15 protein-coding genes are annotated in these 17479 nt (G+C 64.7%); 11 read left to right on the forward strand and 4 right to left on the reverse strand.

Annotated elements, in window-relative coordinates; translation table 11 throughout:
- Positions 1-16: 16 nt before the first annotated feature.
- Positions 17-421, forward strand: a complete 405-nt coding sequence (locus ACO07W_RS00445; RefSeq protein ID WP_421840038.1) for an Rv2175c family DNA-binding protein — start codon at positions 17-19, stop codon at positions 419-421.
- On the opposite strand, the gene ACO07W_RS00450 is transcribed toward ACO07W_RS00445, so the two are convergent.
- Together ACO07W_RS00450 and idsA2 are read right to left on the reverse strand one after the other, a co-directional pair.
- Positions 408-1958: an alpha-(1->6)-mannopyranosyltransferase A gene (locus ACO07W_RS00450; RefSeq protein WP_421840039.1), complete on the reverse strand. Its 1551-nt coding sequence runs from the start codon at positions 1956-1958 to the stop codon at positions 408-410. The genes ACO07W_RS00445 and ACO07W_RS00450 overlap by 14 nt on opposite strands.
- A 4-nt stretch (positions 1959-1962) precedes the next feature.
- A complete protein-coding gene (gene idsA2 / locus ACO07W_RS00455; RefSeq protein ID WP_421840083.1) occupies positions 1963-3021 on the reverse strand; it encodes a bifunctional (2E,6E)-farnesyl/geranyl diphosphate synthase in 1059 nt (352 codons plus the stop codon).
- Between the two features lie 299 nt (positions 3022-3320).
- Here idsA2 and ACO07W_RS00460 point away from each other — a divergent pair, with 299 nt between their 5' ends.
- A complete protein-coding gene (locus tag ACO07W_RS00460; RefSeq protein ID WP_421840040.1) occupies positions 3321-4226 on the forward strand; it encodes a mycobacterial-type methylenetetrahydrofolate reductase in 906 nt (301 codons plus the stop codon).
- On the opposite strand, the gene ACO07W_RS00465 is transcribed toward ACO07W_RS00460, so the two are convergent.
- Entirely contained in the window at positions 4223-4867 is a 645-nt protein-coding gene (locus tag ACO07W_RS00465; RefSeq protein WP_421840084.1) for an LppM family (lipo)protein, read from the reverse strand. The two genes, ACO07W_RS00460 and ACO07W_RS00465, sit on opposite strands and share 4 nt — an antisense overlap.
- 136 nt (positions 4868-5003) lie before the next feature.
- Entirely contained in the window at positions 5004-5639 is a 636-nt protein-coding gene (locus ACO07W_RS00470) for a GNAT family N-acetyltransferase (protein WP_421840041.1), read from the reverse strand.
- Between the two features lie 303 nt (positions 5640-5942).
- Here ACO07W_RS00470 and ACO07W_RS00475 point away from each other — a divergent pair, with 303 nt between their 5' ends.
- The 9 genes from ACO07W_RS00475 to murD all read left to right on the forward strand — a co-directional run bounded on the left by ACO07W_RS00475 (position 5943) and on the right by murD (position 17476).
- On the forward strand, positions 5943-6347 hold the full coding sequence (locus ACO07W_RS00475; protein ID WP_421840042.1) for a DUF3040 domain-containing protein: 405 nt from the start codon (positions 5943-5945) through the stop codon (positions 6345-6347).
- A gap of 326 nt (positions 6348-6673) precedes the next feature.
- Complete coding sequence (gene mraZ, locus ACO07W_RS00480) at positions 6674-7105, forward strand: division/cell wall cluster transcriptional repressor MraZ (RefSeq protein WP_421840043.1); 432 nt, start codon at positions 6674-6676, stop codon at positions 7103-7105.
- Between the two features lies 1 nt (position 7106).
- Positions 7107-8327, forward strand: a complete 1221-nt coding sequence (gene rsmH / locus ACO07W_RS00485; RefSeq protein ID WP_421840085.1) for a 16S rRNA (cytosine(1402)-N(4))-methyltransferase RsmH — start codon at positions 7107-7109, stop codon at positions 8325-8327.
- Complete coding sequence (locus ACO07W_RS00490) at positions 8324-9511, forward strand: hypothetical protein (protein WP_421840044.1); 1188 nt, start codon at positions 8324-8326, stop codon at positions 9509-9511. The genes rsmH and ACO07W_RS00490 overlap by 4 nt, the downstream gene beginning before the upstream one ends.
- Positions 9508-11592: a penicillin-binding transpeptidase domain-containing protein gene (locus ACO07W_RS00495; protein ID WP_421840045.1), complete on the forward strand. Its 2085-nt coding sequence runs from the start codon at positions 9508-9510 to the stop codon at positions 11590-11592. The genes ACO07W_RS00490 and ACO07W_RS00495 overlap by 4 nt, the downstream gene beginning before the upstream one ends.
- A 121-nt stretch (positions 11593-11713) precedes the next feature.
- Positions 11714-13315, forward strand: a complete 1602-nt coding sequence (locus ACO07W_RS00500) for a UDP-N-acetylmuramoyl-L-alanyl-D-glutamate--2,6-diaminopimelate ligase (RefSeq protein WP_421840046.1) — start codon at positions 11714-11716, stop codon at positions 13313-13315.
- Positions 13312-14934: a UDP-N-acetylmuramoyl-tripeptide--D-alanyl-D-alanine ligase gene (locus tag ACO07W_RS00505; protein WP_421840047.1), complete on the forward strand. Its 1623-nt coding sequence runs from the start codon at positions 13312-13314 to the stop codon at positions 14932-14934. The genes ACO07W_RS00500 and ACO07W_RS00505 overlap by 4 nt, the downstream gene beginning before the upstream one ends.
- Positions 14931-16010: a phospho-N-acetylmuramoyl-pentapeptide-transferase gene (gene mraY, locus ACO07W_RS00510; RefSeq protein WP_421840048.1), complete on the forward strand. Its 1080-nt coding sequence runs from the start codon at positions 14931-14933 to the stop codon at positions 16008-16010. Before ACO07W_RS00505 ends, mraY begins: the two co-directional genes overlap by 4 nt.
- Entirely contained in the window at positions 16010-17476 is a 1467-nt protein-coding gene (gene murD / locus ACO07W_RS00515; RefSeq protein ID WP_421840049.1) for a UDP-N-acetylmuramoyl-L-alanine--D-glutamate ligase, read from the forward strand. Before mraY ends, murD begins: the two co-directional genes overlap by 1 nt.
- The last annotated feature ends 3 nt before the right edge of the window (positions 17477-17479 follow it).

Genomic DNA, 17479 nt, shown 5'->3' on the forward strand with positions numbered 1-17479 from the left:
GCTCTACACTTGGCCGGTGGTCAGTATTCCCGCCGGCGACGACGTTTTGGGCCCCGACGAGCCTACTTATGAGCTGCCCCGGGTCGCGGCATTGCTCCGCGTGCCAGTAACCAAGGTGCACCAGCGTCTTCGAGACGGTCATCTGGTCGCGGTGCGTCGCGCCGGAGGTGTGGCGGTGCCACAGGTTTTCTTCACCGACTCTGGCCAGGTGGTCAAGAGTCTGCCGGGTTTGCTGACCATCTTGCGCGACGGCGGCTACGACGACACAGAGATAATGCGCTGGCTGTTTACCCCCGACCCATCGCTGACTATCACCCGGGACGGCTCCCGCGATAGCGTCGATAACGCGCGTCCGGTCGATGCGCTGCACGCCCACCAAGCCCGGGAGGTGTTGCGGCGGGCGCAGGCTATGGCCTACTGATCGCTTGCGCTTCGGTCTTGGCGACCGGCGGCTCTGACGCCCGATGCAGCGAATACCAGGCGATCAACGCGAACCCGGTGGCTAGCGATACGTGCAGCCAGGAATACATGCCGTGTGACCCGTCGGGCTTGAAGATCACCATGAGCCACGTTGAGAACCCGGCGATGATCGCCATTGCCCGCCGCGATTGGGCCAGCGGGGCAAGGACGGCCAGTGGCCAGGAGTAGTACCAAGGCAACGCGGCCGGGACGAACAGCACCACGATCAGCATTACCCACACGATGCCGGTGAGTGCGGCCCGGTCATCGCGGCGGAATCGCCACCACAACACGGGCAGTGATACGCCAATGATCACGATTCCGATGAGCCTGGTGGCCCGCAGCGTTGCATAGAAGTCGACCGCGAAGAACCCGCTACCCAAGGCGTGGATCAGGTTCGCTGCCGCCGTCGGTACGGTCAGCCAGTTGATGATCTTGACGGAACCGGCCAGCGCGGATAGCCACCCCAATCCGACGCCAGCCACGGCCGACAACACCGCGAATACCGCGACAAAAATTGCCAGAGATGCGCCGGCTGCGGCCAGGAATGCCGGAATCGGTCGGTGCCCCCGGTCCTCGCGCAGATGCCGCATCCAAACCCAGAATAGAAACGGCAGAGCCAGTCCGGCAGTAGCTTTGACCGCGATTGCGACGGTAACCAAGGTGATGCCCGAGACATGGTGGCGCTGCAACATCAGCGCGATGCCAGCGGTCATCAGGCCCACCATCAGCATTTCGTTGTGCACTCCACCCATCAGGTGGATGAGAACCAGGGGGTTCAGCACGCAGATCCACAGGGCTATTGAGCCGTCAGCGCCGAGATGGTGGGCCAAGCGAGGAGTGGCCCAGATCAATAGCGCTAGTCCGGGCAACATGCACAAGCGCAGTAGCGCCGTTCCGGTGACCACGTTGTTTCCGACAACGATTGTGACGAACTTCGCAATCAGGATGAACGCCGGACCGTAAGGGGCTGTAGTGATCGTCCAGATGGGGCTGACGTCGTCCAGCAACGGGTTCGGATTGCCTACCGGACCAATCGCATAGGGATCTAGACCGTCGCGCAGCAGTGCGCCCTGGGCCAGATACGAATAGGTGTCCCTGCTGAAGACCGGTACCGACAGCAGCAGCGGCGCCAACCAGAAAGCCGTGGTGGCTCTCATGGTGAATTCGGTGGCTTCGCCGGCGATGATCCGGCGGCCCAACGCCAGCCATGCGATCAGCATCAGAGCCACACCCAGCCACAACAGAACCGATGACAGCACCAGCCCATGCCCGAAGCGCAGCCAGGATATGTGCGTGCCCTCCAGCAGCGGGTCGTGTTGGCGGGTGCTGCCTGCCCCCAGGCCGCCGGCGGTGATGAGCACTGCGCCGACGAAGCCCAGTCGGGCGGGGCCGGCCTCAGCAGTGGTTGTGAAGGTACGTATCCGTGAAAAATATTGTTTTATAGATATTTTCGTATTTTCCGCGTCTGCCGTAGATGAGTGCGTCGGAGTCGTCATGCGTTCAAGCGGACCGGTCTGTGGCCATTTTGGCCAGTTCGGACAGCCCTGCCCGGGCTGCCGCGGTGATTGGTGCGGATTCTAACGCGGCCAGCGCCCGCTGGGTCAGTTCGGTGATTCGTTCCTCCGCGGCGGCCAGCGCGCCGACCTCGGTGATGACGCAGCGAAGTTCATGCACCTGCGGGTCAGTCAGCCGGGTGCCGATCAAGGTGCGCAACAGTTTGGCGGCTAGGGGATCTGATTTGTCGGCGAGTTCGATAGCTTCGGCCACGAGCACCGTGCGCTTGCCGGACCTGAGGTCATCCCCGGATGGTTTGCCCGTTACGGCCGGGTTCCCGAACACTCCGAGTACGTCGTCGCGCAGCTGGAACGCCACCCCGAGGTCTGTACCGAACTGCCCGAAAACGGCCTCTACGTCGGGTCTGTCAGCGGCGGCGGCCACTCCGAACTGCAGCGGTCGAGACACCGTATAGCAGGCGGTTTTGAAGGTGGCGACGTTCATCGCCGACGAGATCGAGTCCGCCGCGCTGGCCTCGGCGACGATGTCCAGATATTGCCCACCGAGTACTTCGGTACGGATAGCAGCCCAGACCCGCTGGACTCGCCGGTGAGCGTCGGGCGAAAGCCGGTCTTGGGCTACTCGCGAGACAATGTCGTCCGCCCAGGCGTGTGCAACGTCACCGAGCAGGATCGCCGCCGACATCCCGAACTGGTCTGCTGAGCCCCGCCAATTCTGCTCGCGGTGCAGCGTTGCGAAATACTCGTGAGCCGTTGGTTTGCCGCGCCTGGTGGAAGAGCGGTCGATCACATCGTCGTGAATGAGCGCCCAGGCGTGCAGCAGTTCCAGCGCGGAAAACAACAGCAACTCGTCAGGATCGGGTTCTTGGTTTGCCACCGCGCGCCAGCCCCAATAGGCGAAAACCGGCCGCAGCCGTTTGCCGCCCCTGAGTACGAAGTCTTTGAGCAACGCCGTCACGACGTCATAATCGGCGCCAATGTGGGAGGCCTCTGCGCGGCGGTCGTCAAGATATCGTCGAAGTTGGACGGCAATTTTGCCGGCCAGTTCGACGGTTGCCGATGCTTGGACGGTCAGTGTGGCGCCCCTTTCTGCTCGGCAGGTCTCTGGCCCGACAGTCTATTCGGCGCAGGTCCGGGCGGGTGGGCGGGACGGTTTGGATGAGTGCGGGCGGGCCGCGTTGAGCTACCAGGCGGGGAGTTGCTTCGACTGACTCACTATCTCGGACTTATGCTGGGATGGCGACCTGGGCCAGCTGGCCGGCCCGGGGCCCAGCAGGAGAGGTTTGCGCGGCGCGGCGCGGCCCGGGAACGGTCAGCGCAACAGTTGCCTGAAAGAGGAGCTACGTGACGCTTAATACGATCGCGCTTGAGTTGGTGCCACCGAACGTCGACGATGGCAAGGAGCGGGCGCTTGACGATGCTCGCAGGGTGCGACAGTACTCGGCCGATTCCGGGCTCGACGGCCGGATAGGGCATGTGATGATGCCGGGGATTATCGCCGAGGACGAAGATAGGCCCGTCCCGATGCTGCCCAAGATGGACGTGCTCGACTTCTGGTCGATTATCAAGTCGGAGTTGCCGGGGGTGCGTGGCCTCTGTACCCAGGTCACGGCGTTCATGGACGACGCAGCGCTGCGCCAGCGGCTCGGCGATCTGTCTGACGCCGGCATGGAGGGTGTTGTCTTCGTCGGTGTACCGCGCACGATGAGTGATGGTGAGGGCTCTGGAGTCGCGCCGACGGATGCCCTTTCGATGTATCAACAGTTGCTCGCGAACCGCGGTGTGATCTTGATCCCGACCCGAGAAGGTGAACAAGGTCGGTTCGACTTCAAGTGCAATCAGGGCGCGACCTACGGCATGACCCAGCTGCTGTATTCCGACGCAATCGTGGGGTTTCTTCGAGAGTTCGCTCAGACCACCGATCACCGGCCCGAGGTGCTCCTGTCGTTCGGCTTCGTGCCCAAGGTTGAGAGCCGGATCGGGCTGGTCAACTGGCTGATCCAGGATCCGGGCAATGCCGTGGTGGCCGATGAGCAGGAATTCGTCAAGAAGCTGGCCGCCAGCGAGCCCGCGCGGCGGCGCCAGCTCATGGTCGACCTTTACAAGCGCGTGCTAGACGGAGTCGTCGATCTCGGCTTTCCGCTGAGCATCCACCTCGAAGCGACGTACGGTGTTTCTGCGGCCGCGTTCGAGACCTTTGCAGAGATGCTGGCCTACTGGTCGCCGGCCCCGCAGGATCAGCGCATCTAGCTGCGTGGCTGGTCGCCTGGCGTGGTAAATCGGGGGGAGCGGTCTCGACTGAACCATGCCAGGACTGCGACCACTCCGGCGACCGCGAACGACGCGATGCCAAGCCAGATACCGGCCGCGGTGAAGGACCGGGTGTTGGGATCGGTGTAGCGGGCTTGGGCGTTCATGGTGCTCACCACACCCGGTTTGAGGTTCCATTGCACGACGTCAGGCTGGATGCGGTCGCCGTTGGTGGACGTGACTACTCCCGGGAAAGCGACGGTCAGTTCGATATCAGCTTCGGGGTCGGTCAGTGACGTCAGGTCGGCCCGGCCTTCCAAGATGACCAGGTTGCCATTGCGGCGCAAGGACAGGTTCACGCCGGCGGCGTCGGAGTTCATATTGGCGAGCTGCGGCAGCTCGGCGAAGGTCAAATCGGAAAACACCGCCTGCGACCCCACGTAGCCGTCGCTGTCGTAGTTCGAGATCGCCACTTTGTGGCTGAACGGCAAGTTGCTCTGGAGTTGGGGGCCAGTGTCTTTGTCGTTCCTGGGCGTAGCTGCGGCGATGATCTCCCCCGATACCAAGTCGTCGGGGGAGATGGTGATGGATGCCCTGACCCGCAAGCAGCTGGTAACCAAGGGCACCAGGATCAGTAGCATCGCCGTTGCCAACACGCGGCGCTGCCGGGCCCTGGCTTGCCGGGATCCTGGGGTGGGAAGCGGGGGGAGGCTGGCGCGCACCAGGTCATCGTGCCAGATTCGGATGCCGCTGCGGCAAGCAATCTCCGGGTGCGGGTTACAGCGGCAGCGTTCGCCCCAGGACGGCGAAGGCGCGCGGGTCGCCGGCGAAGTGATAGCCGCGGAGGAAGTCGGTGAACCCGAGCCGGCGGTAAAGCCGCCACGCTCGATTGGGCTCGTCGTTGGACTCCGGGGTGGAAAGCAACACATGGTTCTCGGCCCGATTGGCCAGCAGTCGGCGGGCCAGGGCCTCGCCGAGACCGCGGCCTTGGATGCGGGGATCAATGTGCAATTCGCTCAGCTCAAAGTAGCTGTTCAGCAGCCGGTTCACCGCCTCGGACGGAAAGCCGCTGCGCTGCAAGCCTAAAGCGACCTGTTGCTGCCACCACTGACCAGGCGCCCCGGGGTAGCCGTAAGCGATGCCGAGTAGCGGCGCAGTGCTCAGTTCCTCAGCCGACGGCAGCTGCCCGGCGGGTGGAGGTGACTCTTCGGTTGCATCGCCACTTCGGCCTGCCGCCACGTCAAAGGCCGCGACCGCTTTCCAGCCAGGTCGTCTGCTGTGTTCTAGCCACATGGCCGCGCGCTGGCTCTCGGTGCCTCTGGGGTAGCCCATCGCGTCGACATAGACGCGCAGCGCGTCGCCGAGGCGGTGCTCCATTGCCCGTTGGGGCAGATCAGTGAGGAATATCGCCAACTCGCGGTGTCCTTCTCAATATGGTGATCCGTTGCGTTGCTTTGGCATCAGCATCGGGCGAGCACCCGCCGATTCGCCGGCGAGTTGAAGCGACACGCTGATGGCGCAGCCCGCCATTGTCGACGAGATGTACTGCAGAATACGTGCGGCCCATCTCGTCGCCGCGGTGTAGCCGGGATAGAATCGCTCGCGAACTAGTGGTACGGCGCAGATTGACCTCGTATCATCTGAGTTAGTTGCCCCGCAACGGGCATCGGCGTGCTACCGGTAGTTATATGAAAGCTTGTCGGCAAGGAGGGACGAATGCCACTCTCCGATCATGAGCAGCGGATGCTCGACCAGATCGAGAGCGCTCTCTACGCCGAAGACCCTAAGTTCGCGTCAAGCGTCCGCGGTGGCGGCCTGCGCGCGCCGACTACTCGGCGGCGTTTTCAGGGGGCGGCGTTGTTCATCGTCGGTCTGGCGATGTTGGTCTCCGGCGTGGCGCTAAAGGCCACGATGATCGGAAGCTTCCCGATTCTGAGCGTTTTTGGCTTCGTCGTGATGTTCGGTGGCGTCGTGTTCGCTGTCACCGGTTCCCGCACGCCAGGCAAGGTGGGTCAGTCTGGTCCGGTGCCCGGCGCGTCGCGCCAGCGTCGGGCTAAGGGCGCAGGAGGCTCATTTACCAGCCGGATGGAGGATCGCTTCCGGCGTCGCTTCGACGAGTAGCCGGAACACGGTCAGATTCAGGGGTGGTCAATGACCGCCCCTTTTTTGTATCCGAGTCACGTTCGAGCCGGATTTGTGGCCCATCCGTGCCCCACTTAGCCCCACTTGGGCCCAATGCCGCAAGTTAGGTCTCGTGAAATGCGGTTTCTCTCCCTTGTTGCGGGTTTGCGCACTGGCTGAAGGTGCTCCTGGCCCGGCGTTTGTGGCTGGTGAAGAGGAAGACACGGTTTTCAGGCATCGCATATGGGGAAAAGTGGGGGAATGTGGGGTATGGTGGCCGAAGCGTTTGGGTGTGAAGGAGCCGCTCTAGGCGGGAGGTGTCTCACGTGTTTCTCGGCACCTACACGCCCAAACTCGATGACAAGGGGCGGTTGACGCTGCCGGCCAAGTTTCGTGACGCGTTGGCAGGGGGATTGATGGTTACTAAGAGCCAAGATCACAGCCTTGCCGTCTACCCGCGGACGGAGTTTGAGCAGCTTGCGCGTCGGGCGAGTAAAGCGCCACGGAGCAATCCGGAAGCGAGGGCATTTCTGCGTAATCTCGCTGCCGGCACCGACGAGCAGCATCCTGACAGTCAAGGCCGGATCACGTTGTCAGCCGACCACCGTCGCTATGCAAACCTCTCCAAGGACTGCGTGGTGATAGGGGCGGTCGACTACCTCGAGATCTGGGATGCACGCGCTTGGCACGACTACCAACAAATCCACGAAGAGAACTTCTCTGCGGCCAACGATGAAGCACTTGGCGACATCTTCTGAGGTGCACACCCGTGCACCGTGGTCTCTGCCCGAAGCGACCCTGGCGTACTTCCCCAACGCCAGGTTCGTGCCTTCGGACAGGGACCTCGGTGCAGGGGTGGCGTCGCCCGGTGTGACTTCGGCAGCCGACAAGGACTGTCAGACCCGGAGAGGTGTTGCGGTGGTCGACGAACCACGTTTCGGGCCAGGTGATTCCGGTCTTGGGGATGATGCTGAATTCGGCCACATACCTGTCTTGCCGCGACGCTGCGTCGAGCTGCTAACCCCCGCGCTGACTCGCTACCACGCAGACGGCTCGGGGGCGGTCCTCGTCGACGCCACCATTGGCGCGGGTGGACATGCGGAGCGGTTCTTGACGCGCTTGCCGGGCCTGCGCGTCATCGGACTCGACCGCGACCCGGGTGCGTTGGATACCGCACGAACTCGATTGGCGCGTTTCGTCGATCGGGTCACGCTGGTCCGCAGTCGCTACGACGAACTGGCCGCGGCACTAGCCGAATCCGGTTATGGCGCTCTGGAATCGGTTGACGGAGCGCTATTCGACCTAGGGGTCTCGTCGATGCAGCTCGACCAAGCCGAACGTGGCTTCGCCTACGCCCGGGACGCACCTCTAGACATGCGGATGGACCCGGCATCCCCGCTGACCGCGGCCGACATTGTGAACAATTACGACGAGGCCGAATTGGCCGATATCTTGCGTCGGTACGGCGACGAACGGTTCGCGCGCCGTATCGCTGCGAATGTTGCCCGCCGGCGCGCCCAGGGCCCGATCACTTCGACCGCCGAGCTGGTCGCCCTGCTGTATCAGGCGATTCCGGCTCCGGCCCGGCGTACCGGAGGGCATCCGGCGAAACGCACGTTCCAGGCGCTGCGGATCGCCGTCAACGACGAGTTGGGCTCGCTGCGCGGTGCGATTCCCGCTGCGCTGAATGCTTTGGCTGTCGATGGGCGCATTGTGGTGTTGTCCTACCAGTCGTTGGAGGACCGGATCGTTAAGCGGTTGTTCGCCGATGCGACGGCCTCCCGCACCCCGGCGGGTCTGCCCGTCGAACTTCCAGGCCACGGGCCGCGATTCCGTTCGTTGACGCACGGAGCGGAACGAGCAGATGAATCCGAGCGGGAACGCAACCCGCGCAGCACCTCGGTGCGGTTGCGGGCTCTGCAACGAGTGGAGCACGGGATGAAACCACAACAGCAGGCGAGTGGAAAGGGCGTTTCATGAGTGCCGAGCGCAAGACGCCGAAACGCCGCGCCAACGATAGTCGCGGCCCACGTGAGGGTTTTGCTCGCACGAGCAATCGCGTCGCTGTTGAGGCAACGCCGTCGCGCCGCACCCGGGCGCGTTCCGGCACGACCTCGGCGCCTAACCGTGAGACCCGGGTTCCGAAGTCCGGACCGCACACCAACCCGGCCGGCCGGCCGGCAACCAGGCCGGCACCGCCCAAGAACACCAGCCAGGCCAAGGCGCGAGCCAAGGCTCGGAAAGCCAAGGCGCCCAAGGTCGTCCGGCCGAAGTTCTCGGAGCGGTTGGCGACTCGGTTGGCGTCGGTCGATCTACGGCCCAGCGCCGTGGTGAGCAAAGTTCCGTTTGTGGTGCTCGTCATCGCCGCTCTCGGTGTCGGGCTGGCCCTCACCCTGTGGTTGTCCACGGATGCGGCGGAGCGTTCGTACCAGCTCAGCCATGCCCGCGAGCGGACTCGGATGCTGCAGCAGCAGAAGGAGGCTCTCGAACGCGATGTGCGCGAGGCGGAGTCCGCGCCGGCGCTGGCCGAGGCGGCGCGCAAACAGGGCATGATCCCAACCAGGGATACCGCGCACCTGGTTCAGGATCCGACCGGCAACTGGGTCGTTGTGGGTACCCCGAAACCGGCTGACGGCGTAGCGCCGCCGCCGCTGAACACCAAGCTGCCGGAACAAGGCCCGCCACCGCCTCCGAAGCCACCGGCTTTGCCGCCGGAGGTTCCGGTGCGTGTGTTGCCCAATCCGGATGCGCCACCCTCGGTGAGGTCTGGTCCTGAGGTATTGGTGCGGGCGCCAGATGGTGCTTCGACGCTGGGCAGTACGCCGTTGCCGCCCCAGGCCGTGCCGCATTCGCCGGGCCAGGTGCCAGCGCCGGGGCAGGCGCCGATGCCGGGCCCGGGTCCCGGGGCTGCGCCAGGCCAGACGCCGGGTCCGGTCGGGACAACCGTGGTGCCTGGTGATGCACCGGCCCCCGTTCAAGCCGGGCCAGTACCGCATGTCGTTTCACCCGCGGTGCCTCCGACGCCCCCTGGGTTCGCATCTGCGCCGCAACCCAACGGCGTACCACCGGTGCTCGCGCTGGTACCGCCTACTGGCGAACAGTTTGGCCCGGTCGCCAACCCGATTCCCGCTAATGCGCCTCCGGTGCCGCAGGGGGCACCGTGAGCCGCGGCGACTCTGGGCATCAACACTCTTCAAAAATGACCCGGCGGTCGTCTGGTCCCCGTAAACGTCCGCCAGCTCAGGATGCCCGACAAACGAAGAGATCTCGGAAACCGCAAGAAGCTCCAAAAGCCCAGAAGATCCGAAAAGGCCAGGAGTCGAAGCGATCTCGGAAAGCGAGCGAAGCTAAGAAGTCAAATACTGCGCCGCGGGCTAAGGCGGCTCCGGGGGGGCGGTCCGCACGGGAGCGGCGCACCCGACAGGCTGTCGAAGTGGCAACTCGAGGCGCGTCGTTCCTGTTCCGATATCGAGCTGGCAATGTGGTCATCTTCGCGCTGATGCTGGTGGCCGCAACGCAGCTGTACTTTCTGCAGGTGTCCAATGCCGCAGATCTGCGCGCCCAGGCGGCTGGCCAGCTTAAGGTCACCGATGTCGAAAGAGCGGTGCGCGGCAGCATCATCGACCGCAACAACGACCGACTTGCGTTCACCATTGAAGCCCGCGCCCTGACATTTCAGCCCAAGCGGATCCGCAAGCAGTTGGAGGAGGCCAAGAAGCGTTCCCCGGCGGCTCCGGACCCCCAACAGCGGCTACGGGACATTGCCAAGGAGGTCGCCGCCCGGTTGAACAATAAGCCCGATGCGGCGACCGTGTTGAAGAAGCTGCGAAGCGACGAGTCGTTTGTCTACTTGGCGCGCGCCGTCGACCCGGCGATCGCCAGCGCGATCACCACGAAATATCCACAGGTCGGCTCGGAGCGGCAGGACTTGCGCCAATATCCGGGCGGGTCGCTGGCCGCGAATATTGTCGGCGGTATCGACTGGGACGGCCACGGGTTGCTGGGCCTAGAAGATGCCCTGGATGCTGTGCTCGCCGGAACCGACGGCGCGGTCACCTACGACCGCGGGTCCGACGGCGTCGTCATCCCGGGCAGTTATCGCAACCGGCACAAAGCTGTCCAGGGCTCGACCGTCCAGCTCACCCTCGACGATGACATCCAGTTCTATGTCCAGCAGCAAGTTCAGCAGGCAAAGAACTTGTCAGGGTCGCACAACGTCTCAGCCGTCGTCCTCGACGCCAAAACCGGCGAAGTTCTAGCGATGGCGAACGACAACACCTTCGACCCGTCGCAGGACATCGGACGCCAGGGCGACAAGCAGCTCGGCAACCCGGTGGTGTCTTCGCCCTTTGAGCCGGGCTCGGTAAACAAGATCATCACCGCGGCCGGGGTTATTGAGTACGGGTTGAGCAATCCAGATGAAGTGCTACAAGTTCCCGGATCGATCGAGATGGGCGGCGTCACCATACACGACGCTTGGCAACACGGGGTGGTGCCTTACACCACCACCGGGGTATTCGGGAAATCGTCCAACGTCGGCACTCTGATGCTCGCCGAGCGCATCGGTCCGAAACGTTTCTTCGAGATGCTCCGGAAGTTCGGTGTGGGTGAGCGCACCGGCGTTGCGCTTCCTGGTGAGAGCGCCGGATTAGTGCCGCCAGTCGACCAATGGTCGGGCAGCACCTTCTCGAACCTGCCAATTGGCCAGGGGCTTTCGATGACCCTGCTCCAGATGACGAGCATGTTTCAGGCCATCGCCAATGATGGAGTGCGGGTACCGCCACGAATCATCAAGTCCACCATCGCTTTTGATGGGACTCGGACCGAAGAGCCGCGTCCGGACGGAGTTCGGGTCGTGTCGGCGCAGACCGCGCAGACCGTGCGTCAGATGCTGCGTGCGGTGATGCAACGGGACCCGATGGGTTATCAGCAGGGCACCGGGACCGCTGCCGCGGTTCCCGGCTATCAGATGGCGGGAAAGACCGGGACCGCTCAGCAGATAAATCCTGCCTGCGGCTGCTATTTCGACAACGTTTACTGGATCACCTTCGCCGGCATCGCCACCGTGGACAATCCCCGCTATGTGATCGGCCTGATGATGGATGACCCCAAGCATGCCGCCGATGGCTCACGGGGTTCGTCGGCCGCGCCACTGTTCCACAACATCGCTGGCTGGTTGATGCAGCGAGAGAATATCCCGCTGTCGCCCGATCCGGGGCCGCCGTTGACGTTGCAAATCACCTAAGGGATCGCGTACCACCGCAACCACCGCCAGCCGCCGCAGGGCGGGTCGATTTACGCTTGCTTCGTGCGGGCGCGGGAGGCACCCGGCGACCTGATGTCTGGGTAGGGTGGCATGGCCGACCATGGATTCTCCCGACGTCGGCCGCCGTATGGAGGTGGTGGAAAAGGTGGTTTCGGAGCCCACCGGGCACAGTCTCAGTGCCAGGGCCGGCAGGGGCGTGCGGCTGCCCGCATTAGCGGCCCAGGTAGGCGCGAAGCCGTCAGCCAGCCCTGATCACTCCGCAACCGTCCCAGATCTGCCGGTCACCGGTGTGACATTGCGTGCTCAGGATGCCCGTCCAGGCGACCTCTTCGCCGCCCTGCCCGGCTCTGCCACGCACGGCGCGCGGCATGCGGCCGACGCGATCGAGCGCGGCGCCGTGGCAGTGCTCACCGACCCTGCTGGGGTGACCGAGCTGGCCGGCTCGGCGCCGGTCAACGTGCCTGTACTGGTGCATCCGGATCCCCGGGGCGTATTGGGTGCCCTTGCCGCCACGGTGTACGACCATCCGTCCAACCGGATGGCGGTGGTCGGGATCACCGGTACATCCGGTAAGACCACCACGACGTATATGGTCGAGGCCGGTCTGCGGGCTAGTGGGCGAGTTTCCGGGCTAATCGGCACCATCGGCGTCCGAATCGACGGTTTCGACATTCCCAGCGCTCTGACTACCCCCGAAGCGCCCACGCTACAGGCGATGCTCGCGGAGATGGCCGACCGAGGGGTGGACACCGTGGTCATGGAAGTTTCCAGCCACGCCCTGACACTTGGCCGGGTGGACGGCACCGGATTCGCGGTTGGAGGCTTCACCAACCTGTCCCGCGATCACCTCGACTTCCATCCGAGCATGGCCGACTACTTCGAGGCCAAAGCCTTGCTGTTCGACCCGGCGTCGTCGCTGTGTGCCCGTGCCGTCGTGGTGTGCGTCGACGATGAGGCCGGGCGGGCGATGGCGGCTCGCGCCCACAACGCGATCACCGTCAGTGCTACCGATCAGCGTGCCGATTGGCGCGCAGTGGACGTAGCGCCAATGGGCGCCGGCGGACAAGAATTCACCGTGATCGACCCCGCTGGCGCCTACCACCGGGTTGGCATTCGGCTGCCGGGCCGCTACAACGTGGCCAACTGTCTTGTCGCGCTGGCGATCCTCGATGTGGTTGGGGTGTCTCCGGAACAGTCGGCGCTGGGGCTGCGCGAAGTCCGCGTCCCAGGGCGACTGGAGCAAATCGACCGCGGTCAGCCTTTTCTCGCGCTGGTGGACTATGCGCACAAGCCCGAAGCGCTGCGGGCGGTGCTCACCACGTTGGCGCATCCGGATCGTCGGTTGGCGGTGGTTTTCGGCGCCGGCGGTGAGCGTGATCCGGGCAAGCGCGCACCGATGGGTGAGATCGCGGCCGAGCTGGCCGATTTGGTTGTCGTTACCGACGACAACCCGCGCTGTGAGGATCCCGCGTCGATCCGGCAGGAGATCCTGCGTGGTGCACGAGGAGGCAGTGCTAGGGCGCAGGTGGTCGAGGTCGCCGACCGGCGCGCCGCGATCCGGCACGCTGTTTCCTGGGCGGTCGCGGGCGACGTCGTGCTTATCGCGGGCAAAGGGCACGAAACCGGGCAACGTGGCGGCGGGGAGGTTCGCCCCTTCGACGACCGGCTAGAGCTAGCCGCCGCGTTGGAGGAACACACGTGATCGACCTGACTGTCGCACAGATCGCCGAGATCGTCGGTGGTGAGCTGGTCGATATCACCCCAGAGTCCGCCGCCCAGTGCCATGTCACCGGGACGGTTGAGTTCGACTCGCGTGAGGTCGGCTCGGGCAGCTTGTTCCTGGCCCTGCCGGGTGCGCGCACCGACGGTCACGACCATGCGGCGTCAGCGGTGGCAGCCGGTGCGGTCGCTGTCCTCGCGGCCCGACCGGTCGGAGTCCCCGCCATCGTGGTCGCCCCATCCCTCGCCCCGGTCGAGGCAGATGCCGAGCGAGGGCTTTCGGGGGTGCTGGAGCACGATGCCGACGGATCAGGTGAAGCGGTGCTGGACGCGTTGGCCAAGCTGGCAAAGGCGGTTGCTGCGGAACTGGTAGCGGGTGGGCTGACGATCATTGGGATCACCGGCTCGTCGGGCAAGACATCTACAAAGGATTTGGTGGCCGCGGTCCTGCGCCCGCTCGGAGAGGTGGTGGCACCGCCGGGGTCGTTCAACAACGAGCTGGGCCATCCCTGGACGGTGCTGCGGGCAACCGACAGTACCGACTACCTGATTTTGGAGATGTCGGCGCGTCATCCCGGCAATATCGCCGCGTTGGCGGAGATCGCACCGCCCGCGCTCGGGGTGGTCCTCAACGTTGGTACCGCGCATCTAGGTGAGTTTGGCACACGCGAGGCCATTGCCCGGACTAAAGCCGAACTGCCGCAATCTGTTCCGCAATCGGGCGTAGTGATACTCAATGTTGATGACCCGGCAGTGGCGGCGATGAGCGACAAGACACTGGCCCGTGTGGTCCGGGTCAGTCGTAGGAGCCGGACTGAATCTGGGGCCCCCGACACCGCGGACGTGTGGGCCGGACCGGTGACGCTGGACGAATTGGCCAGACCACAGTTCACGATGCACATCGGAGGCGAATACGCAGCCCACGGCGTCGCGGCCGACGTGCAGCTCGGGGTATACGGCGACCACAACGTCAGCAACGCGCTGTGTGCCGGTGCTGTGGCACTGGAGTGCGGTGCGAGTCTTGATCAGGTGGCGGCCGCGCTGGCCGCGGCCGGGCCGGTGTCACGGCATCGGATGCAGGTGACCACTCGGCGCGATGGAGTGACGGTGATCGACGATGCCTACAACGCCAACCCCGACTCGATGGTCGCCGGGTTGCAGGCGCTGGCCTGGATCGCCCACGGCGGGTCCGATGCCGCGGGGGAGCGCGCCGCCAGGCGGCGCAGTTGGGCGGTCTTGGGCGAGATGGCTGAGCTCGGTGCGGACGCGATAATCGAGCACGATCGCATCGGCCGGTTCGCGGTGCGCTTAGATGTGTGTCGACTTGTTGTCGTGGGAACCGGGAGGTCGATGAGCGCCATGCACCACGGAGCGGTCATGGAAGGTTCTTGGGGATCGGAAGCCGATAGAGGGGCTGTTGCCGTGCCCGACGGCGACGCGGCGTTGGCGTTGTTGCGAGCCGAGCTGCAACCGGGGGATGTGGTGTTGGTGAAGGCGTCGAACGCGGCCGGGCTGGGTATGTTGGCCGACGCGCTGGTGGCGGCCTGCGCGCCGGACGCAGCGGGGTCTGGCGCCGATAACGGTGGGAGCGGGGGTCTATGAGGCAGATCCTTATCGCGGTGGCCATCGCCTTGACGGTGTCCATCCTGTTGACTCCGGCGCTGGTCCGAGTGTTCACCAAGCAGGGATTCGGACATCAGATCCGCGAAGACGGACCGCCCAGTCACCACACCAAGCGGGGTACGCCGTCGATGGGTGGTGTGGCGATTCTGGCCGGTATGTGGACGGGTTATCTAGGCACTCACCTGGCCGGGCTGGCGTTCGATGGCGAAGGAGTGTCGGCATCGGGTCTGTTGGTATTGGGCTTGGCGACCGTGCTGGGGGGTGTCGGGTTCCTCGATGATCTGATCAAGATACGACGGTCGCGCAACCTTGGGCTGAACAAGACGGCCAAGACTGTCGGCCAGATCACCGCCGCGGTGTTGTTTGCGCTCTTGGTGTTGCAGTTCCGCAATCCCGCCGGCTTAACACCGGGTAGTGCGGATCTGTCCTATGTGCGGGAGATCGCCACGGTCACTTTGGCACCGGGACTGTTTGTGCTGTTTTGTGTGATTGTCGTCAGCGCCTGGTCGAACGCGGTGAACTTCACCGACGGGCTGGACGGCCTGGCGGCGGGCAGTATGGCGATGGTCACCGCCGCCTACGTGCTGATCACTTTCTGGCAATATCGCAACGCTTGTGTTAGCGCACCGGGCCTGGGCTGCTACAACGTGCGCGATCCGCTGGACTTGGCGCTCATTGCGGCCGCAACCGCCGGTGCGTGCATCGGCTTCTTGTGGTGGAATGCCACACCAGCCAAGATCTTCATGGGTGACACTGGATCGTTAGCGCTGGGTGGAATTATCGCGGGGTTGTCGATCACCAGCCGCACTGAGATCCTCGCCGTCGTGCTCGGCGCGTTGTTCGTCGCCGAAATCACCTCCGTGGTGCTGCAGATCCTGGCTTTCCGCACGACCGGGCGCCGGGTATTCCGGATGGCGCCCTTCCATCATCATTTCGAGCTGGTCGGCTGGGCTGAAACCACGGTGATCATCCGTTTCTGGCTGCTCACCGCGATCGCGTGCGGCCTGGGTGTGGCGCTGTTTTACGGTGAGTGGCTAGCTGCGGTCGGCGCTTAATGACCACCCATGGCGGCCTTAAATCCCTGATGGCCGGCGCGCCGGTGCTGGTAGCCGGCGGCGGAGTCACCGGGCGGGCGGCGCTGACAGCGCTGACTCGGCTTGGTGCGGCTGTGACGCTGTGCGATGACGATCCGGGCACGCTGCGCCAGCACGCCGAAACCGGGGTGGCGACTATAGGCACATTGGCCGCTGCACCGCAGGTATCCGATTACTCGCTGGTCGTCACCAGTCCAGGATTCTCGCCGGCCACGCCGCTTTTGGCCGCGGCAGCGGCGGCTGGTGTGCCGATCTGGGGCGACGTGGAGTTGGCCTGGCGGCTGGACATGGCGGGTTGCTTCGGGCCGCCGCATAGCTGGTTGGTTGTGACCGGCACCAACGGCAAGACCACCACGACGTCGATGCTGCACGCGATGCTGACCGCGGCGGACCGCCGCAGCCTGCTGTGCGGCAATATTGGTCGGCCAGTTCTGGAAGTGCTGGATGAGCCGGCCGACTTGCTGGCTGTCGAGCTGTCCAGTTTCCAGCTGCACTGGGCGCCGTCGCTACGGCCCGAGGCCGGTGTCCTGCTCAACATCGCTGAAGACCATCTGGACTGGCATGGAGCTTTTGCCAACTATGCCGCGGCCAAAGCGCGGGCGCTGACCGGGCGGGTGGCAGTGGCCGGGCTGGACGATAGCCGGGCAGCTGCGCTGCTGGGTGCTGCGCCGGCGCAGGTACGTGTGGGTTTTCGGCTGGGCGAACCAGCTGTGGGAGAGCTTGGCGTGATCGACGGCCAACTTGTTGACCGCGCCTTTTCGCATCATCTGGCGCTGGCGGAGGCCGCGTCGATACGGGTTCCGGGCCCGGTGGGAGTTTTCGATGCGCTGGCCGCGGCGGCGCTGGCCCGCTCGGTCGGTGTTCCCGCCGCCGCGATCGCGACCGCGATCGCAGGATTTCAGGTGGGCCGGCACCGGGCCGAGGTGGTGGCTGTCGCCGGCGGCATCAAGTATGTCGACGATTCCAAGGCCACCAACCCGCACGCCGCCGAAGCATCCGTGCTGGCCTATCCGCGGGTGGTCTGGGTGGCTGGTGGTCTGCTGAAAGGTGCGGCCGTTGATGCTGAGGTCGCCCGAATCGCTTCTCGGCTGGTCGGGGCGGTGTTGATCGGAAGGGATCGCGCAGAGGTTGCCGAGGCGTTATCGCGACACGCCCCCGATGTCCCCGTCGTCCATGTTGTGACAGGCGAGGATATTGATATGCATGCGACGACTGTGACTACTGATGTTTTTGTGGCCAAAGTTGACAATTCTGCCGATACCCTGGGGGCTCGTGTGATGGCGGCGGCGGTGGCTGCGGCCCAGCAGATGGCCGAGCCCGGTGACACGGTGTTGCTGGCCCCGGCCGGCGCGTCCTTCGATCAGTTCAGTGGTTACGCCGACCGTGGCGATGCCTTCGCTGCCGCTGTGCGCGCCGCGGTCCGGTAGGTC

The sequence above is a fragment of the Mycobacterium sp. genome (assembly GCF_965230835.1).
GTDB lineage: Bacteria > Actinomycetota > Actinomycetes > Mycobacteriales > Mycobacteriaceae > Mycobacterium.